The organism is Pristimantibacillus sp. Z349TD_6, assembly GCF_056173205.1.
On record NZ_CM149662.1, the window covers coordinates 3,041,732 to 3,057,111 of the forward strand.

Sequence of the window (15,380 nt, forward strand, 5' to 3'; positions counted from 1 at the left end):
TAGCAGAGATACTATTCTTATATAAAATCGGAGGTCACGGGTAATGAATACAGAAAAAAACACATTGCAAGGAACGCGCGCAAAGCTGACCTTGTTGGAGGAGCATCATGCTGGCATGCTGCTGGAAGCGGCAAAGGACACACCGATTTGGGGAGTGACTTTGAAAGGGATTTCTTCGTTAGCTGACGCCGAGCAGTATATTGGGCAAGCCAAAAAAGAAGAGGCGGCAGGAACCTGCATTCCTTTTGTTATATGGGATCAGGTACAGAAAAAAATCGTTGGGAGTACCCGATTTTTCGATATTTCAGCAGAACATCGCGGTTTGGAAATCGGCTATACCTGGATGAACCCCAGTGTTTGGCGGACAAGGGTGAATACCGAATGCAAATATTTGCTGCTGCGCGAAGCATTCGAGAATCACAACATGATCAGAGTACAGCTTAAAGCGGATCTTCGTAATACGAGGTCACAGGCAGCGATTGAGCGCATCGGCGGTATTCGAGAAGGGGTGCTGCGCAACCATCGTGTGTTAAGTGACGGATATATTCGCGATACAGTAATGTACAGCATTACGAATCAGGAATGGCCGTCGGTTAAGGCAAGGCTGGAGTCTTATCTTTCTGAATAGGAATGGGGTTAGACCTTTTCATTCGTAGATAAACAAATAATTTCTTGACAGCTCACCTTGAGTCGGTATACATTTGTATACATAAATCACTTGTATACAATTGTATACACCTTGAGGGGGAGTAACGATGCGCGAGGGAAGACACGGACATATAGGGCAACACGGACACATAGGGCATCATGAGCACAGAGGACACAGAGATCGGGGACATGAACACGACGGTAGAAAACATGAGCGTTCTTCAAGCGCTCAAACCTTTCGCCGAGGAAGAGCGATTGCGTTCCTTGAGAGACTTCAAACGAAGCGCTCAACTTTACTGCATCAACTCAATCAGCCAGAATACGACGCCATCAAACTAGTTATAAGTGGTGAATTAAAAGCAACGGATGCGATTATTCAGGAGTTTATCCAGTCGTTTGAGCTTCGCGAAGCAGCTCCTGAAAGCGACAATAACAGGATTGGAGAAGATGAGAAAAATGACAGTAACTGAAGCAATAAGAACCCGTAGAAGTATTAAATCATTCAGTTCTCAGCCCATTTTCGAAAGTGATTTGATTTCTTGGCTAGAGACTGCCAGCTATGCGCCTAACCATCGCTTTAATGAACCTTGGGAGCTCCTGTTTATTGGACCAGAAACAAGAATCAAATTAAGTCATAAAACGGACTTTGGCAAAGCGCCTGTCGTTATTGGAGTATTGTCTAAACCAGGTTCGACTTCATTTGAACGCGACGAGAATGTTATGGCTGTCTCATGTTTTGTACAGAACTTCTTATTAGCTGCTCATGAAGCAGGTGTTGGTGTGTATTGGGCATCTCTGGGGGCTTTGGCTCATAACCGTACCATTCTGGATGTGCCGGAAGATTACGATGTTATTGGTGTATTTGGAATTGGTTATCCAGCAGAACTTCCAAATGCTAAGCCAAGAACATCAATTGCTTCCAAAATTACGTATCTCTCTTAAAAATGAACCTCTCTACAGATTGATTGGCTGTGGGGAGTTTTTTTGTCATTAGTGAATGATCTAAAGCAAGAATCATTCACTTTGACTAACCAATTCGTAACGTTATATTTAAAGCAATTCCTCAAATTGAATCTCAAACAACAAATAATTAATATATAAAGGTTGTGATTCCATGCTAACGCCAGTCACCCTTCGAGGGGATCTAGTCCATCTCGAACCAATGACGATGGACCACGTCGATGCTCTCTGCTCCGCCGCCTCGGAAGATCGGTCACTTTATACGTATACGAATGTGCCAATTGGGCGGGTGGATACCGAACGATACATAGAGGGGGCATTAATGTCCTACGAGAAAGGCCGTGCAGTGCCATTTGTGGTCCGTCATATTAAAACAGGGCGTATTGTTGGAACCACAAGATTTCTGGATTTAGAGGTTTTCTCATGGCCGCCTCCATGGCCTCCAGGGGTTGCGAGTGGACCATCGCCTTCGGATGAGAAACCGCCAACCGTGGCCGAAATCGGCAGCACTTGGTATGCAGCCTCAGTTATTCGTTCAGGAGTTAATACAGAGTCTAAGCTTCTTCTGCTTACCCATGCGTTTGAAACGTGGAAGGCGACTAGAGTTTCGCTCAAAACAGATGCTCGCAATTTACGTTCTCGTTCAGCGATATTACGGCTTGGTGCTGCTTTTGAAGGTATTCGAAGGGCACATGTTCCTGCAAGCGATGGGGGTATTAGAGATACAGCTTATTATTCGATACTTGCCGAGGAATGGCCAGCGGTGCGAGCCAATCTTCAAGAACGTCTTCAAAGAGGCACAAATCGTTAGGGGCCAGTTCCAATGATCTTCAATTGAAAAGTGATTTTTTAAAATATAACCTCTCTAGCGTGAAGATACACGGTGTAGAGGTTTTTTGTGTTTTATGTAGTCAAGAGCGTTGAACAAAAAGAGTGAGTTCATTTGTTGAGAAAATTTACATTTAATGATACTCTAAATTTAGGCAGTGCCTAATTATTTTAGTTGCTGCCTAATGTGGTGTCGAGGGGTGTTTAACTTGCTTGAATGGATGCTCAGAAAAATGATGGCTGATCGAGGAATATGGACAGGTGCAGCACTGGCTCGCCTGCTGGAGGATAAGGCTAACTATAACCTTTCTGCTCCTTCAATCAGTGCTCTAATATCAGGTAAACCGAAGCAAATGAAGGCTGAAACGTTAGATGCACTTTGTACGGCATTAGAATGTAAACCTAATGATCTATGGGTACATACCCCAACTTTACAAGTAAAGGAGGCTTAGTTTGTGGCTATAAAAGCAATTCTGCCCTTTGGTGATCCTGTTCTTCGAAAGAAAGCTAAGCCAATTGAAAGCATTACTCCGAAAATTATAAAGCTTTTGGATGATTTGGCTGAAACACTCTATAATTCGAATGATGGGGCTGGTCTAGCTGCTCCTCAAATAGGCATTCTAAGAAGATTGATTGTCATGGATTGTGGCGATGGGCTAATTGAACTGATTAACCCGGAGATCGTATATCAAAGCGGTGAACAAGTTGGCTCTGAAGGGTGTTTATCTCTTCCTGGATATTATGGCATAGTTAAAAGGTCACAACATGTGAAAGTGAAAACGTTAACTAGATCAGGTGAAGAGCTTGTTATTGAAGCAGAGGGTTTTCTGGCGAGATGCATACAACATGAGGTAGACCACTTAAATGGTACGCTTTATATTGATCTTATTCAAGAGAATTCTTTTTTTGTAGAAGGGACGAATGAACGGGCAGATCTTATCGAGGCATGCAAGTTATCCTATACAAATTTGTAATAGAGGATTGTTAAAATTCAATATTATCTTAACCTAAAACGAGCCACTAGAAGCGATTCTAGGGCTCGTTATTTTTTTGGATATGACCTTCAAGTTGCGAGTTATCGTTAAGACAGGCTATTTGGTATTACAAGTGCTGAATCAGTTGCTTAACGAGCTTTTCCAAGTAAAGCTGGTCAACCTCGTCAAAACGATCAAGCTCAGGGCTATCTATGTCGAGAACGCCGAACAACTCGTCGTTTATAATGATTGGAATAACAATTTCGGATTGGGATGCGGCATCACATGCGATATGTCCCGGGAACTCATGCACATTTCCAACTCTGACAGTTACTCTTTGGCTGGCAGCTTTCCCGCAAACGCCTCGATGCAGAGGAATGCGGACGCAAGCGGGTAATCCTTGAAAAGGTCCTAGGACTAGTTCTTCGCCCCGATACACGTAAAATCCAACCCAATTAATACGATCTAAAAATTGATTAAGCAAGGCCGATGCATTGGACAGGTTGGCAATTACATCAGATTCACCCTCCAGCAAAGCTTGAAGCTGCCGGATGGCCAAATCGTATTTTTGCTCCTTTGATCCTTCGTATTGTTCTGGATGAAACATCGTTCGACTCCTTTATCTTAAACGGGATTAGTTTATTATTTTTTGTTGTACATCACATTTTAGCATACTCCCTAATAAGATTTAAACATTTCGAGATAACCAGGATATGAAGCAGCGGAAATCAAATGGATTAATTTTCAATGGGAGAACGCATACTAACAAAAAAGGAGTGATGGTTATGGAAAATAATAAAGACAATTCGAAAAAAGACTACAAGCCAGACATTACGAATTACGATTATGTTTGGGGCAGTGACCAAGATGAATATGTGAAAAACGACCAACCAGCTGACGAAGCAACAAAGCAAGAAATTGAACTTTCGGAAAAATGATTTAATAGCACGTATATTTAAATCAGGAAGAAAAAAAGTCCCTATCTTTAGGGACTTTTTTTGCTATTTACACCGATGGTAATTAGCCGTAAAATAAGACGCGAAATGGGAAAGAAGTGATATTTTCTATGGGGGAATGATAATGGGTTCGTTCATTAATTGGTTGAATCGTAAACGAATTATTCCTTGTGATTTATGTGGAAAAGAGCTTAACATTTATGCATATCAATCAGACGACTCATTAATCTTACTATGTCCATTATGTAAGCAATACTATTTTAAATCGGATGCGACTTCACCAATTGTTAAATATGAGCTGCCTGAAGGTCTTAGAAAAATATTTGAAATGGACCCGGATAACAAATATTATATTGGAGGTCCAATTAGCGAAGCGTATGAACCACGTTGGATTAAGGTTTTACGCAAATTATTACATTAATTTAACTATCGTTCTGCGTTAGCGTTGAAACCAGTTCAACCTTTATTCTGTCGGGGTCTTCAAAAAATACTGCATAATTATGCTCCCCTCCAGCATACGGATGTTTGTCTTCGTACAATATCTTCATACCACGTGCTCGCAACTTTTTGGTGAAGTTATCGACTTGCTGACGGGATTCTGCTTGGAATGCCAAATGGTTCAGCCCTACACGACACCTATGATAAGTGGTATCTAGGTACTTTTCCTCTGTTTGAACGAATACGATATATGTTTCTTCATGCTTCCAACTTATCCCTTGACTCCATTTCTGAAACTCCTCATAACCAAGTTCACTTAGAAACCATCCCCAAAATTCTGAAGAATGCTCTAAATTTGAGACGTAGATTTCAATATGATGAATGAGACCTGCTTTTTTGCTCATAGAATTTCCTCCATTTAAACAATCATAAACAATTAAATCCTGTATATTTATTGTTCTCTCTTGCTCATAGCAAGAAATAGCCGTTTGTTTCATTCAAATTGAGCAACGATTAAATATAATTTCACTAATTTTTCTGTATCCTATGGAGTTGGGGTGAATCAAATCCTTAGACCAAAAGGTATTGTCTTCAGCTATTGGATGATTCCAGAAATCGATAGGCATTAATTTGTACACGCTGCTAAGTGAACGAACGACTTCATTTGCTTGCAGCAGCTGTTCTTTTATTACTCGTTTTTTTTCATCAGGCAAAGGCAATCTAGCTGTAAAGTCGGGAAGATTTCCGATTATAACAGCAGCACCTGACTTGCTTAACGCATCTACCATGAGCTCCATTTCCGACTTATACTCATTGAAGTTCCAGCGGCCTTTTAAAATATCATTTGCGCCTGCAATTAGGCTGACTAAGTCGGGCTCTAGTGCTAGAGCCTCTTCCAGCTGCTTTAAGCGAATTTCTTTGGTTATCAATCCACGTTTAGCCAAATTGGTGTATTTTAATGCGGGCTCATGCAGCTCGGCGAAGTGATGGACCCAGCTCTTTAATGGGGTCTCCTCAACTTCATCACCAATACCTTCCGTAAAGCTATCACCTATAGCTACAAAGTGTTTCCACATATCGGGCACCTCTTTCTATTTTATGTATACCTATAGTATAAGACACCTATGTAATAGAGTCGAAGACTAGATGAATCAAGCTATTGATTTATCTAGTCTTTTTTCTGTCCAAATGTTAAAAACGTCAATGTTGAAAGCACATGAAATCGCTTAACATTAAACTAGTGTTTGTATTGCTTTTGAGCACAATCTTTTAAATAATGAAAAAGTGTATACGGTGAAGCCGTATCATTTGCAAGTGGAAACAAAAAAACGAATCTAAGCTGCTGCGTCATGGCAATCTTAGCAAAAATGGAGGCGGTACTTATCCGTACAGGGTTTAGCAGAATAAAGAGCTCACTGTTGCTTCGCTTCGCGTTATTGCTGGCTTTGTTGCTGATACCGATTATCTTGATCGGGAACAACTTTTATTCTGGAGGCAGGGAGCTGCTGCGAAGAGAAATATCCAACTCGATGGAGTCGAGGGTTGATGCGAATATACGTGCGATGGAGAAGGAAGTCGAACGGATTCAACTGCTGCAGTATGAATTAATTAACGACGAATCGCTGAACAAGCTGGCTGTTATTCCAGACTACATGAATCAATATGACAAAAGCCAAGCCATATTAATGGTACAGGACAGGCTGTTTGCACTAAAAAACAGCAGCGTCTATATATCGGATGTGTCCGTACATATTCCCTCCCTTAACCGTACGATATCCGCTATGCAGGGAACGGGCGCGATGATGCATAAACAATTTAATGCTACTAGTGAGCTGGCTAGAAAGAGTCCGGGAAAAGCGATTTATTTCCTCAATCATATTCCATATATTGTACTTGTTCACGAGGTGCGTGGTTTGTACGAAGCGGAAAATGCGATGTATTCCATTATTGTGGAGCTCTCACCACATGAACTAAGCAAATCACTTTCCTCTTTAGAGAGCAGCGAGAATAGCGGCTCCGTTCTAAGCGATCCGAATGGCGATTTTATTATTCGCACTCATCATTATGAGAATCCCTATTTGGATCAGTACATCGATCAATATAAATCGGGCGCACCGAATGAATACGAGAATATTAGGAGTGTCGGCGAGGGAGATGATAGAGTGCTCGTATCCTCTCGGTTCTCTGAGCTTCTCGGGTTCTCGCTCATTCATTTTGTTCCTGAGAAACATTTGTTCAATAACTTACATCGATACCAGCAGCTGTTCTGGGTGTTAATTGCCGTATTCCTCTTCTTTATTATTGTTTTGTGTCTTTCCTTGTACCGTATGATCCATCGGCCGCTGCTGGCGCTTCTGCGTGCATTTAGGAAGATGGAGAAGGGCGAATTGGACGTAACGATTACCGAGAACAGCCGCAGCGAGTTCGGATATTTACTCCAAGGCTTTAATAAAATGTCCCGTTATATGCGGGATTTGATTGAACAAGTATATACGCACAAAATATTAGTTCAACGAGCTGAGCTAAAGCATCTACAATCACAAATTAATCCGCATTTTCTATATAACAGCTATTTCACGCTCTATAACATGATTGCGGTGGAAGATCATGACAGTGCCAAGCAGTTCGCTTCACAGATGGGCAGCTATTTACAGTACATTACCCGCAATTCCTCAGATGAAGTACCGCTTTTCGAGGAGGCCAAGCATGCTACAATTTATGCTGAAATTCAGGGCAGGCGCTTTCGTCTGCGGATGAAGGCCAAGTGCGGCGAAGTTCCAACCGCTTACCTTGAGGTTAAGGTACCGCGCCTTATTCTTCAGCCCTTAATCGAAAACGCTTTCGAGCATGTATTTGATCATGTGGAGGAAGGCGGACTTCTGTCAATCACTTTCGAAGAAGCAGAGGATTGTTTGTTGATTCGTGTGGAAGACAATGGCCTATTATTGGATCAGGAACGGCTGGAGACGCTAGAGAAGCTGCTGAGGACGGATGAAAGTACGATTGAAACGACTGGCCTGCTAAACATACACCGAAGGTTGCGGATGAAATACGGGGAGCGAGGCGGAATCGTTGTCGAGCGCAGCCGTCTTGGAGGATTAGAAGTTCGTTTGACCATATGGAAGGAGGACAAGGCGTATGCTTAGATTGTTAATTGTTGATGACGAGCCCGATATTGCGGACGGCCTCTATACACTTCTGCAGGAACGTTTTCCGATCGAGTTCGAACTGTATAAGGCTTATTCTGGAAAGAGCGCTCTCGAATGGTTAAGGAGGGGAAGATTTGACATCGTAATGACCGATATTCGGATGCCTGTTCTAAGCGGTCTGGAGCTTCACAAGCATATTCGCAGGTTATGGCCTAGATGCAAAGTTGTTTTTTTGACCGGGCATAGCGAATTCGATTATGTATACGAGGCTATCCATTATGACAATACCAGCTATCTTCTTAAGACAGAGGGCCATGAGAAAATTTTGGATACGATTGGCAAGCTGGCAGAGGATATCGCCGGAGAACAGCAGATTGAAGGTCTTATGGGCAAAGCGATGCAGCAGATGGAGCAAACGCTGCCGCTGCTTCAAAACGAGCTGTTAAGCGAACTGCTCTATGATGAATCATTTGATAGGCACAGCAAGTCCAATCAATTCAAGGAGCTGGGTATTCCTCACGATCCGAAGCGTCCAGTCCTCCTAATGATGGCTAAACTGATCGGATTGGATTCTGGATCGCGGCAGTCTGGAAAAGCGCGGCTGCACGCAGGGATGAAGGTAATCGAGGAGCAGTATGGTTATTCCCACCTGCATATGAAGTATATATTTGTGGACAAGGAAACAATGGCCTGGTTCATCCAACCGGCATCCAGTCATCTAAGCGAGCCGATTGAACAATCTGCTTTGTGGAGCGACACTCGTCTAGCGGTTCGGGAATATGCGGAGAATGCAGAGGCTGCCTTTCAGCTCTCTTTCCATATTTCACTATTTTTTCTGCTGGACAGGTCTCCTTGCGAGTGGGATGACATTGCCGACCGATGGGCGATGCTGGAGCATGAGTATCATCGTCAATCCGGTGATCGAAACGGTGTTGTTCAAGTTGAATTCGGCGAGACCGAGCTTTACCTTGCGAAGATGCTGCGCAAAACGGATTTGTTTGGCGAATATTTAGCAAGCGGCCAAGCCGAAGCATTCGATTCGGCCTGGGCTCGCTTCAAAGCTGAGCCTATGAGAATGGAATCGGTTTACTCTGCGCTATCGCTTGTTTTCCTGCGCCATATTCATCGATTTAATTTGCAGGAGCGCCTATCGGTACGCATTGATTTGTCGGTATTAATGCAGCCGGCAGCTGATCAAGTTAATCTGTCATCATATATGGATTATTATTATCGACTTGCCATGACGATTTTTGAGATGCAGCAGCAGGACCAGGCTGAACGCCGCGACCGGACCATTGATCTTGTGAAGAGCTATATTCACGATCACCTAGGAGAGGATCTCTCTTTGGTGCGTTTATCTGAGATTGTACAATGGAATCCGTCTTATTTATCCAGAGCATTCAAAAAGGTGACGGGTACAAACGTGCTCACTTATATCCATGAGGCTAAGCTGAAAGAAGCGATGCGGATGCTGCTTCAACCAGATCTGAAAATTCATGAAATAAGTGCCGCGCTTGGCTTTATTTCACCGCCCCATTTTACACGATTCTTCAAGAAAGCAAGCGGTTATACCCCACAGGATTATCGATCGCTTGAAGAACGATGATGGATGGGCTTGCTCGGCAAATTTTTGCACATAGGTAAAAAATAGATAAGCAGAAGTAAAGAAATGGCCTGTTACGTAAGTCGATGTAGCGGGCTTATACTTTATTCATGCAAGTGACAGCGTTTACAACAAAAGGGGGATTGAACATGCAACACAAAAGCTTTAAGCGATATTTAATTCTCGCTACAGCAGTCATGCTTCTCTTAACATCAGCATGCAGCACTACGAATAATGGAGCGAGTGGAAACAAGGGTAAGCAAGAAAACACTGCAAACACAGGCGACAGCAAGGGCGCAGCGAATTCGACAGACAAACCAGCCGATGGTGTTCCGCTGGGCAAATATGAGCCTGCAATTGAGGTGACAACCGTAAGATCGCTGCCGCCGTCGATCAAGTTCGAGAAGGGCGACAGCATAGACAACAATATTTGGTATCGCAGTTATGAAGAGGAGCTGGGTATTAAGCTGATCAATAAGTGGAGCGTTCCACAGACACAGTGGCAGCAAAAAATGAATGTGACCATCGCATCTGGTGATATTCCTGATATTTTGACGGTGTCAGCTAATGAGCTGAAGCGCCTTGTCGATGCCGATATGGTCGAGGACATGACGGAAGTATTCGAGAAATATGCTTCGGAGAAAACCAAGCAAGTCATAAGTAATGATGGAGGCAACGGAATGAAGGCCTCCACCTTCGAAGGCAAATTGCTTGCGCTGCCTGGTGTTACCTTCACAGGTACCGGTGCGCAGATGTTATGGATTAGACAAGATTGGCTGAAGAAGCTTAATTTGCCTGAGCCCAAATCGATGGAGGACGTATATCGCATCGCCGAGGCGTTTGCGAGTCAAGATCCTGATGGCAACAACCAGAAGGACACGATAGGGCTGGGTGGAATCAATAAGGATTTGAATTCCTTAATGGGCTTCTTCGAGAGCTTCCATGCCTATCCAGGCCGCTGGGTCAAAGATGATTCTGGACAGCTCGTCTACGGAGATATACAACCAGGGCTCAAGCCTGCGCTGCAGAAGCTGCAGGATCTGTTCAAAGCAGGTCTGATCGATCCAGAATTTGCGGTCAAGGATCAGGCTAAAGCATACGAATTAATTGCCGGTAACAAAACGGGCATGTTCTACTCAGGCGAGGGTGCCGTGTGGTGGCCTTTGACGGATCATTATAAGAAGGAAAAGTCGGATTGGAAGCCGTATCCACTCATTTCCTTTGACGACCAGCCAGCAAGTACCTCAGGCGGCATTCCGGTTGGGAATTATTATGTCGTTCGCAAAGGGTTCGAGCATCCGGAAGCGCTCGTAAAGCTGCTTAATTTTGCAGTAGAGAAGCAATATGGTCCGGAAGGACGTCTGGACGCCTATTGGTACGGGGGAGAAAACAAGGAAATTAATGTTGCGGCATTTGCAGCTGTTATCATAAGTGATCCACTGGAGCTGATAAATATTCACCGAGGTGTTCAGGAATCGGTTGATGCAGGGAAGTATGTAGATAATCCGATTGCCGATGTAAAGCATCATTATGACCTCTACCAGTTGTGGTTATCGGGGAAATTTATAGACAGCAACGAGGAAGGGCAGGCCTGGTCTTCCTATAAATGGGCTGGACCAGGAGGCGGTATGAATGTAGTCAGCGACTATGTGAAGGATAACAAGTATCTGGTTGATGAATATTCGGGACCAAGCACGCCAACGATGACAGCCAAGAAAAGCACACTGGATAAGATGAAGCTGGAAGTGTTCACGAAAATTATTATGGGGCAATCGGATGTAAGCGAGTTCGATAAGTTTGTAGCGGATTGGAAGAAATTTGGCGGAGATGCAATTACGGCTGAAGTAAACGAATGGTATAAGGCTAAACAATAACCTGAGAATGGAGAGGAAGCAGCTCGAATGGCTTGCTTCCTTTCTTACTCTATCAGCTTAGAAAGGAATGATCATGTTGCAAGCGGCGACCGTCAAAAGAAGACGATCTTGGAAGAAGCATCTACCTCTGCATCTTATGCTGGTGCCCGGAATTCTATTGTTAATCATGTTTCATTATATCCCTATGGCAGGAATCGTCATTGCCTTCCAGAATTTCATTCCTGCTAAAGGCTTCTTCGATTCCAAATGGGTGGGTTGGAACAATTTCGAGTTTATGCTCCAAATGCCTGGGATTGGCCAAGTGTTATGGAACACCATTTTTATTGCTTTTCTGAAAATCATCTTCGGTCAAATTGCCCCTATTGTGACGGCATTGCTGCTTAATGAAGTGCGGAAATCATCGATCAAGAGATCGGTGCAGACACTTATTTATTTGCCGCATTTCCTATCGTGGGTCATTCTTGGCGGTATTCTGATCGATATTCTCTCACCATCACAGGGACTACTGAATGAAGTGATTAGCTGGTTTGGAATGGAACCGCTATTTTTTCTTGGCAATGATAAGCTGTTTCCTTATGTGCTCGTTGTCACGGATGTATGGAAGGAATTTGGATTTGGCACGATTGTTTATCTCGCTGCGCTTACAAGCATTAATCCTACATTATACGAAGCCGCCATTATGGATGGGGCAGGCAGATGGAAACAAACGATTCATGTGACATTGCCAGGCATGCTTCCCATCATCGTGCTGCTCGCGACACTCGGGCTTGGGGGCGTACTGAATGCAGGCTTCGACCAAGTATTCAATTTGTATAACCCGCTTGTCTATCGTACGGGAGATATTCTAGACACTTTTGTTTATCGACTAGGTCTTATCGATGCTCAATATGCGGTTGCGACAGCTGTCGGCTTATTCAAATCTGTGGTCTCTTTGATTTTTGTAGGAGCATCGTACTGGCTGGCTTATCGTATAGCTGGTTACCGGATTTTTTAAGGAAAGGAGAGACCGTTATGGACATCAATGATTCACTGGGACGGAAAGTTTTTCTTATCTGCAATAATGTTTTCCTTATTACGTTAGCTGTTGTTTGTTTGCTTCCTCTAATTAATATATTAGCTCTGTCGTTTAGCTCAAGCTCGGCGGCTACGGCTGGGGCAGTCAAGCTGTGGCCAGTTGATTTTACGCTGAGCTCCTATAAGTACGCACTGTCCAAACCGGAATTTTTACAGTCGCTTTTTGTTTCGATTGTGCGGGTTGTTCTCGGTACGATTATCAGTTTATTGGTGGTTGTTATTTCCGCTTATCCGTTGTCGAAGGAACGGACGGACTTTCCGATGCGAACCTTCTATGTTTGGTTTTTCTTTGTAACCATTTTGTTTAGCGGGGGATTAATCCCAACCTACATGGTCATTCGAAATTACCATATGCTTGATACGATCTGGGCACTTGTACTTCCAGGCGCTGTGGCGGTGTTCAACATCGTGCTGCTGCTGAATTTCTTTCGCGGTACACCAAAAGAAATTCAGGAAGCTGCACTTGTTGATGGATGTACAGAGTGGCAACTGCTCTGGAAAATGATGGTTCCCATCTCGATTCCTGCACTGGCGACAATTTTGTTGTTTACATGCGTAGGCCAGTGGAATGCCTGGTTTGATGGACTGATCTATATGAACTCTCCTACGAATTATCCGTTGCAGACGTATCTGCAGACACTTGTTGTAAGCACGGAGTTGTTTACCGCAGGGGGAAACCTGACAGCGGAAGATATGAAGGCGTTAGCTGAGGTATCCGACCGTACAACCAAAGCTTCTCAAATTTTTCTAGCAGCACTGCCTGTGCTTGTTCTGTATCCGTTTTTGCAAAAGTATTTCATGAAGGGCATCGTGCTGGGCAGCGTGAAAGGATAGATTCAAGAATTATTATGACTTCATATCGGGAGGAATGGTTTGTGATGAAGATGAAGCTATTGCTTGTGCTCTTTTTGATGGCAACCTTTTTGAATGTTGGGGAGGCGCATGCTGTGAGTCAGGAAAATAAGCAGATCTCTTCCAAAATCGTTACTTGGGAAACGCCTGATTGGCAGCAAAAAAACAAGAGCTTTTCGGTTTGGATAAGAGAGAATGGCAAGAAAACGTGGAAGGAGCTTTATGTTTATAACGTAAAGAACGGTGAGCAGAAGGAGCAAGATGTACCTACGGATGCAGCTATGGTTAACGTAGACTTTACAGGTACAGTTGAGTTTAAGGTAACTTATAACACGGATAAAATCAAAGATTATGAAATACGCCCTTCGGCTTATGGAATAAATGCTAAAAAAACAGAAGGAAATACATTAATCTTTTCGCTCACGCAAAATAATAAAGCTCCATTAAAGCCCACCATTATGGTGAATGGCAGCTGGAGTGAGGGCAATTTGCACATCCTTTCAAACACGCCTGAGAATGATGCGCCTTCACAGAATGCCGCAAACGTTTATGTCATAAATCCTGGCGACCCGATCCCGCTTTATTTGCCAACGGGAAAAGATACGTATTATTTTAAGCCAGGCGAGCACGAGCTGCCCAAAGGGATGTGGGTTGAGCTTGATCTCGAGGAAACGGTTCAACTGGAAAAATTTGATTTGGTGCAGCAGCTAACCGACTCCCAGTGGTTTGCAAAAGGACCCCAACGATTTGTGATTGAGGCCAAGGAGAGAAAAGACGACCCGTATGTAAAAGTATACGATGGGTATGAGAATAATAAGGAAGGAACAGTCACCGATTTATTGAGCAGCGTGAACGCGAGATATGTAAAGCTTGTCCTACTAGGTAATACCGGATCAAGTCATTATGTAATGACATCATTGGCAAGCGAATTTAAGCTTTATAAAAAGGGAGACGATTCTACAAATATTGCAAAGGGCAAAGCGGTAAATGGGGCATTCCCCAGTTACTCCAACATGACTGACGGCAATGATTCTACTCATTATATGTCGTCTACCGGTTATGGCAATTGGCATGCTGGAGAAGCGTTTTATATCAGTCAGAGCGATACGACTGTTTATTTGGCACCAGGCTCGCTTGTCAAAGGGTCAATTTCTGCAGATGATCTGAGCAACATTACAATTAAAGGCCGAGGTATCATGTACGGTGGTGATCTTTTGCGGCCTAGAAATTACGCTGAGGGACGAAGCGGGGCGATATGGATTACGAGAAGCACTAATTCAAAGGTAGAAGGCATTACACTGATCGATTATCCGATGTGGTCAGTCGTTATGAACTTTACGGATCAAACGTCGATCAAAAACATAAATTTTTTCGGTTCGATGGTTAATGCTGATGGCATTCACCTCTCAGGCAGCAAAAATGCGCAGGTTTCAGGCGTCTTCATAAGAACGACGGACGATAATTTTGTCATTTATCATTATGGTGAGAGTTCAAATATAACGGTGAAAGATTCTATATTCTGGGCAGATAATGCTCGTCCTATTTTGCTAGGCTTGGGAGATACGCCAAATGCGACGATCGATAAGGTTAACTTTGAGAATATCTATATTTTGAATCAACGAGGCGTATGGGATCTGAATAAATATAATGGTGCGATTCAAATTTGGGCAACAGGAGGGAACAAGATAAGCAATATTGCCTTTAAAAATATTCATATCGATGAGTTCGAAGCTCCGGGGGACTCTATGCTTTTTCAAATCAAGACAGATGAGATGGCTGCTGGAATTGCGCCTGGTTCTGTGAGCAACGTCTCCTTTAACAACATTATCTACCGCGGCAAGCTTCCGCGAAAATCTCTTATAAGCGGCGTTGACGACAGCCATAATGTCAGCGGGATCGTATTTAACCGTTTTAAAATAAACAATACGTTATTGTCTTCTACTAACATGAAACAGTTTATCGAATTTAAGGGGAAGTATTCGGATATAAAATTTAAATAGCATCAAAAAACGGAAAATAAGCTG

Annotated in this window: 17 protein-coding genes; 14 read left to right on the forward strand and 3 right to left on the reverse strand. The window is 43.3% G+C overall.

Annotated elements, in window-relative coordinates:
- Nucleotides 1-43: 43 nt before the first annotated feature.
- From AC0VYE_RS12860 to def, 6 genes are all read left to right on the forward strand, one after another.
- A complete protein-coding gene (locus AC0VYE_RS12860) occupies nucleotides 44-628 on the forward strand; it encodes a GNAT family N-acetyltransferase (RefSeq protein WP_475448413.1) in 585 nt (194 codons plus the stop codon).
- Between the two features lie 127 nt (nucleotides 629-755).
- Entirely contained in the window at nucleotides 756-1,118 is a 363-nt protein-coding gene (locus AC0VYE_RS12865; RefSeq protein ID WP_083682507.1) for a hypothetical protein, read from the forward strand.
- Nucleotides 1,105-1,590 carry a nitroreductase family protein gene (locus AC0VYE_RS12870; RefSeq protein ID WP_076270564.1) on the forward strand — a complete coding sequence of 162 codons (486 nt, stop codon included), beginning with the start codon at nucleotides 1,105-1,107 and terminating at the stop codon, nucleotides 1,588-1,590. The genes AC0VYE_RS12865 and AC0VYE_RS12870 overlap by 14 nt, the downstream gene beginning before the upstream one ends.
- 172 nt (nucleotides 1,591-1,762) lie before the next feature.
- Nucleotides 1,763-2,419 (forward strand): GNAT family N-acetyltransferase, encoded by a 657-nt coding sequence (locus AC0VYE_RS12875; protein ID WP_475448415.1) that lies wholly within the window; start codon nucleotides 1,763-1,765, stop codon nucleotides 2,417-2,419.
- 226 nt (nucleotides 2,420-2,645) lie between these two features.
- Nucleotides 2,646-2,888: a helix-turn-helix domain-containing protein gene (locus AC0VYE_RS12880; RefSeq protein ID WP_076270562.1), complete on the forward strand. Its 243-nt coding sequence runs from the start codon at nucleotides 2,646-2,648 to the stop codon at nucleotides 2,886-2,888.
- A gap of 3 nt (nucleotides 2,889-2,891) precedes the next feature.
- Nucleotides 2,892-3,410, forward strand: coding sequence for a peptide deformylase (gene def, locus AC0VYE_RS12885; protein WP_475448417.1), 519 nt, complete (start codon nucleotides 2,892-2,894; stop codon nucleotides 3,408-3,410).
- A gap of 127 nt (nucleotides 3,411-3,537) precedes the next feature.
- On the opposite strand, the gene AC0VYE_RS12890 is transcribed toward def, so the two are convergent.
- Entirely contained in the window at nucleotides 3,538-4,017 is a 480-nt protein-coding gene (locus AC0VYE_RS12890; RefSeq protein ID WP_475448419.1) for a GAF domain-containing protein, read from the reverse strand.
- Nucleotides 4,018-4,195: 178 nt separating this feature from the next.
- Between AC0VYE_RS12890 and AC0VYE_RS12895 the strand changes: the two genes are divergently transcribed.
- Complete coding sequence (locus AC0VYE_RS12895) at nucleotides 4,196-4,348, forward strand: hypothetical protein (RefSeq protein ID WP_179089903.1); 153 nt, start codon at nucleotides 4,196-4,198, stop codon at nucleotides 4,346-4,348.
- 142 nt (nucleotides 4,349-4,490) lie between these two features.
- Complete coding sequence (locus tag AC0VYE_RS12900; protein ID WP_475448421.1) at nucleotides 4,491-4,787, forward strand: hypothetical protein; 297 nt, start codon at nucleotides 4,491-4,493, stop codon at nucleotides 4,785-4,787.
- 1 nt (nucleotide 4,788) lies between these two features.
- Here the strand turns inward: AC0VYE_RS12900 and AC0VYE_RS12905 are convergent, their stop codons facing one another.
- Both AC0VYE_RS12905 and AC0VYE_RS12910 read right to left on the reverse strand, forming a co-directional pair.
- The gene (locus AC0VYE_RS12905) at nucleotides 4,789-5,208 is read right to left on the reverse strand and encodes a VOC family protein (RefSeq protein ID WP_475448423.1); all 420 of its coding nucleotides are present in this window, start codon (nucleotides 5,206-5,208) and stop codon (nucleotides 4,789-4,791) included.
- 93 nt (nucleotides 5,209-5,301) lie between these two features.
- The gene (locus tag AC0VYE_RS12910) at nucleotides 5,302-5,880 is read right to left on the reverse strand and encodes an SGNH/GDSL hydrolase family protein (RefSeq protein WP_475448425.1); all 579 of its coding nucleotides are present in this window, start codon (nucleotides 5,878-5,880) and stop codon (nucleotides 5,302-5,304) included.
- A gap of 273 nt (nucleotides 5,881-6,153) precedes the next feature.
- Here AC0VYE_RS12910 and AC0VYE_RS12915 point away from each other — a divergent pair, with 273 nt between their 5' ends.
- The 6 genes from AC0VYE_RS12915 to AC0VYE_RS12940 all read left to right on the forward strand — a co-directional run bounded on the left by AC0VYE_RS12915 (nucleotide 6,154) and on the right by AC0VYE_RS12940 (nucleotide 15,356).
- Nucleotides 6,154-7,950 (forward strand): sensor histidine kinase, encoded by a 1,797-nt coding sequence (locus tag AC0VYE_RS12915; RefSeq protein WP_475448427.1) that lies wholly within the window; start codon nucleotides 6,154-6,156, stop codon nucleotides 7,948-7,950.
- Entirely contained in the window at nucleotides 7,943-9,559 is a 1,617-nt protein-coding gene (locus AC0VYE_RS12920) for a response regulator transcription factor (protein ID WP_475448429.1), read from the forward strand. Before AC0VYE_RS12915 ends, AC0VYE_RS12920 begins: the two co-directional genes overlap by 8 nt.
- A gap of 146 nt (nucleotides 9,560-9,705) precedes the next feature.
- Nucleotides 9,706-11,430: an extracellular solute-binding protein gene (locus tag AC0VYE_RS12925; protein WP_475448431.1), complete on the forward strand. Its 1,725-nt coding sequence runs from the start codon at nucleotides 9,706-9,708 to the stop codon at nucleotides 11,428-11,430.
- Between the two features lie 73 nt (nucleotides 11,431-11,503).
- Nucleotides 11,504-12,424, forward strand: a complete 921-nt coding sequence (locus AC0VYE_RS12930) for an ABC transporter permease (RefSeq protein ID WP_139991467.1) — start codon at nucleotides 11,504-11,506, stop codon at nucleotides 12,422-12,424.
- A gap of 17 nt (nucleotides 12,425-12,441) precedes the next feature.
- On the forward strand, nucleotides 12,442-13,338 hold the full coding sequence (locus tag AC0VYE_RS12935) for a carbohydrate ABC transporter permease (protein ID WP_339208431.1): 897 nt from the start codon (nucleotides 12,442-12,444) through the stop codon (nucleotides 13,336-13,338).
- Between the two features lie 44 nt (nucleotides 13,339-13,382).
- A complete protein-coding gene (locus AC0VYE_RS12940; protein WP_475449556.1) occupies nucleotides 13,383-15,356 on the forward strand; it encodes a glycosyl hydrolase family 28 protein in 1,974 nt (657 codons plus the stop codon).
- Nucleotides 15,357-15,380 lie beyond the last annotated feature (24 nt).

Excerpts from the sequence above, each read along its gene's own strand:
- AC0VYE_RS12860 (WP_475448413.1), top strand. The coding sequence starts at position 44 with ATGAATACAGAAAAAAACACATTGCAAGGAACGCGCGCAAAGCTGACC.
- AC0VYE_RS12865 (WP_083682507.1), top strand. The coding sequence starts at position 756 with ATGCGCGAGGGAAGACACGGACATATAGGGCAACACGGACACATAGGG.
- AC0VYE_RS12870 (WP_076270564.1), top strand. The coding sequence starts at position 1,105 with ATGACAGTAACTGAAGCAATAAGAACCCGTAGAAGTATTAAATCATTC.
- AC0VYE_RS12875 (WP_475448415.1), top strand. The coding sequence starts at position 1,763 with ATGCTAACGCCAGTCACCCTTCGAGGGGATCTAGTCCATCTCGAACCA.
- AC0VYE_RS12890 (WP_475448419.1), bottom strand. The coding sequence starts at position 4,017 with ATGTTTCATCCAGAACAATACGAAGGATCAAAGGAGCAAAAATACGAT.
- AC0VYE_RS12895 (WP_179089903.1), top strand. The coding sequence starts at position 4,196 with ATGGAAAATAATAAAGACAATTCGAAAAAAGACTACAAGCCAGACATT.
- AC0VYE_RS12900 (WP_475448421.1), top strand. The coding sequence starts at position 4,491 with ATGGGTTCGTTCATTAATTGGTTGAATCGTAAACGAATTATTCCTTGT.
- AC0VYE_RS12905 (WP_475448423.1), bottom strand. The coding sequence starts at position 5,208 with ATGAGCAAAAAAGCAGGTCTCATTCATCATATTGAAATCTACGTCTCA.
- AC0VYE_RS12910 (WP_475448425.1), bottom strand. The coding sequence starts at position 5,880 with ATGTGGAAACACTTTGTAGCTATAGGTGATAGCTTTACGGAAGGTATT.
- AC0VYE_RS12915 (WP_475448427.1), top strand. The coding sequence starts at position 6,154 with ATGGCAATCTTAGCAAAAATGGAGGCGGTACTTATCCGTACAGGGTTT.
- AC0VYE_RS12920 (WP_475448429.1), top strand. The coding sequence starts at position 7,943 with ATGCTTAGATTGTTAATTGTTGATGACGAGCCCGATATTGCGGACGGC.
- AC0VYE_RS12925 (WP_475448431.1), top strand. The coding sequence starts at position 9,706 with ATGCAACACAAAAGCTTTAAGCGATATTTAATTCTCGCTACAGCAGTC.
- AC0VYE_RS12930 (WP_139991467.1), top strand. The coding sequence starts at position 11,504 with ATGTTGCAAGCGGCGACCGTCAAAAGAAGACGATCTTGGAAGAAGCAT.
- AC0VYE_RS12935 (WP_339208431.1), top strand. The coding sequence starts at position 12,442 with ATGGACATCAATGATTCACTGGGACGGAAAGTTTTTCTTATCTGCAAT.
- AC0VYE_RS12940 (WP_475449556.1), top strand. The coding sequence starts at position 13,383 with ATGAAGATGAAGCTATTGCTTGTGCTCTTTTTGATGGCAACCTTTTTG.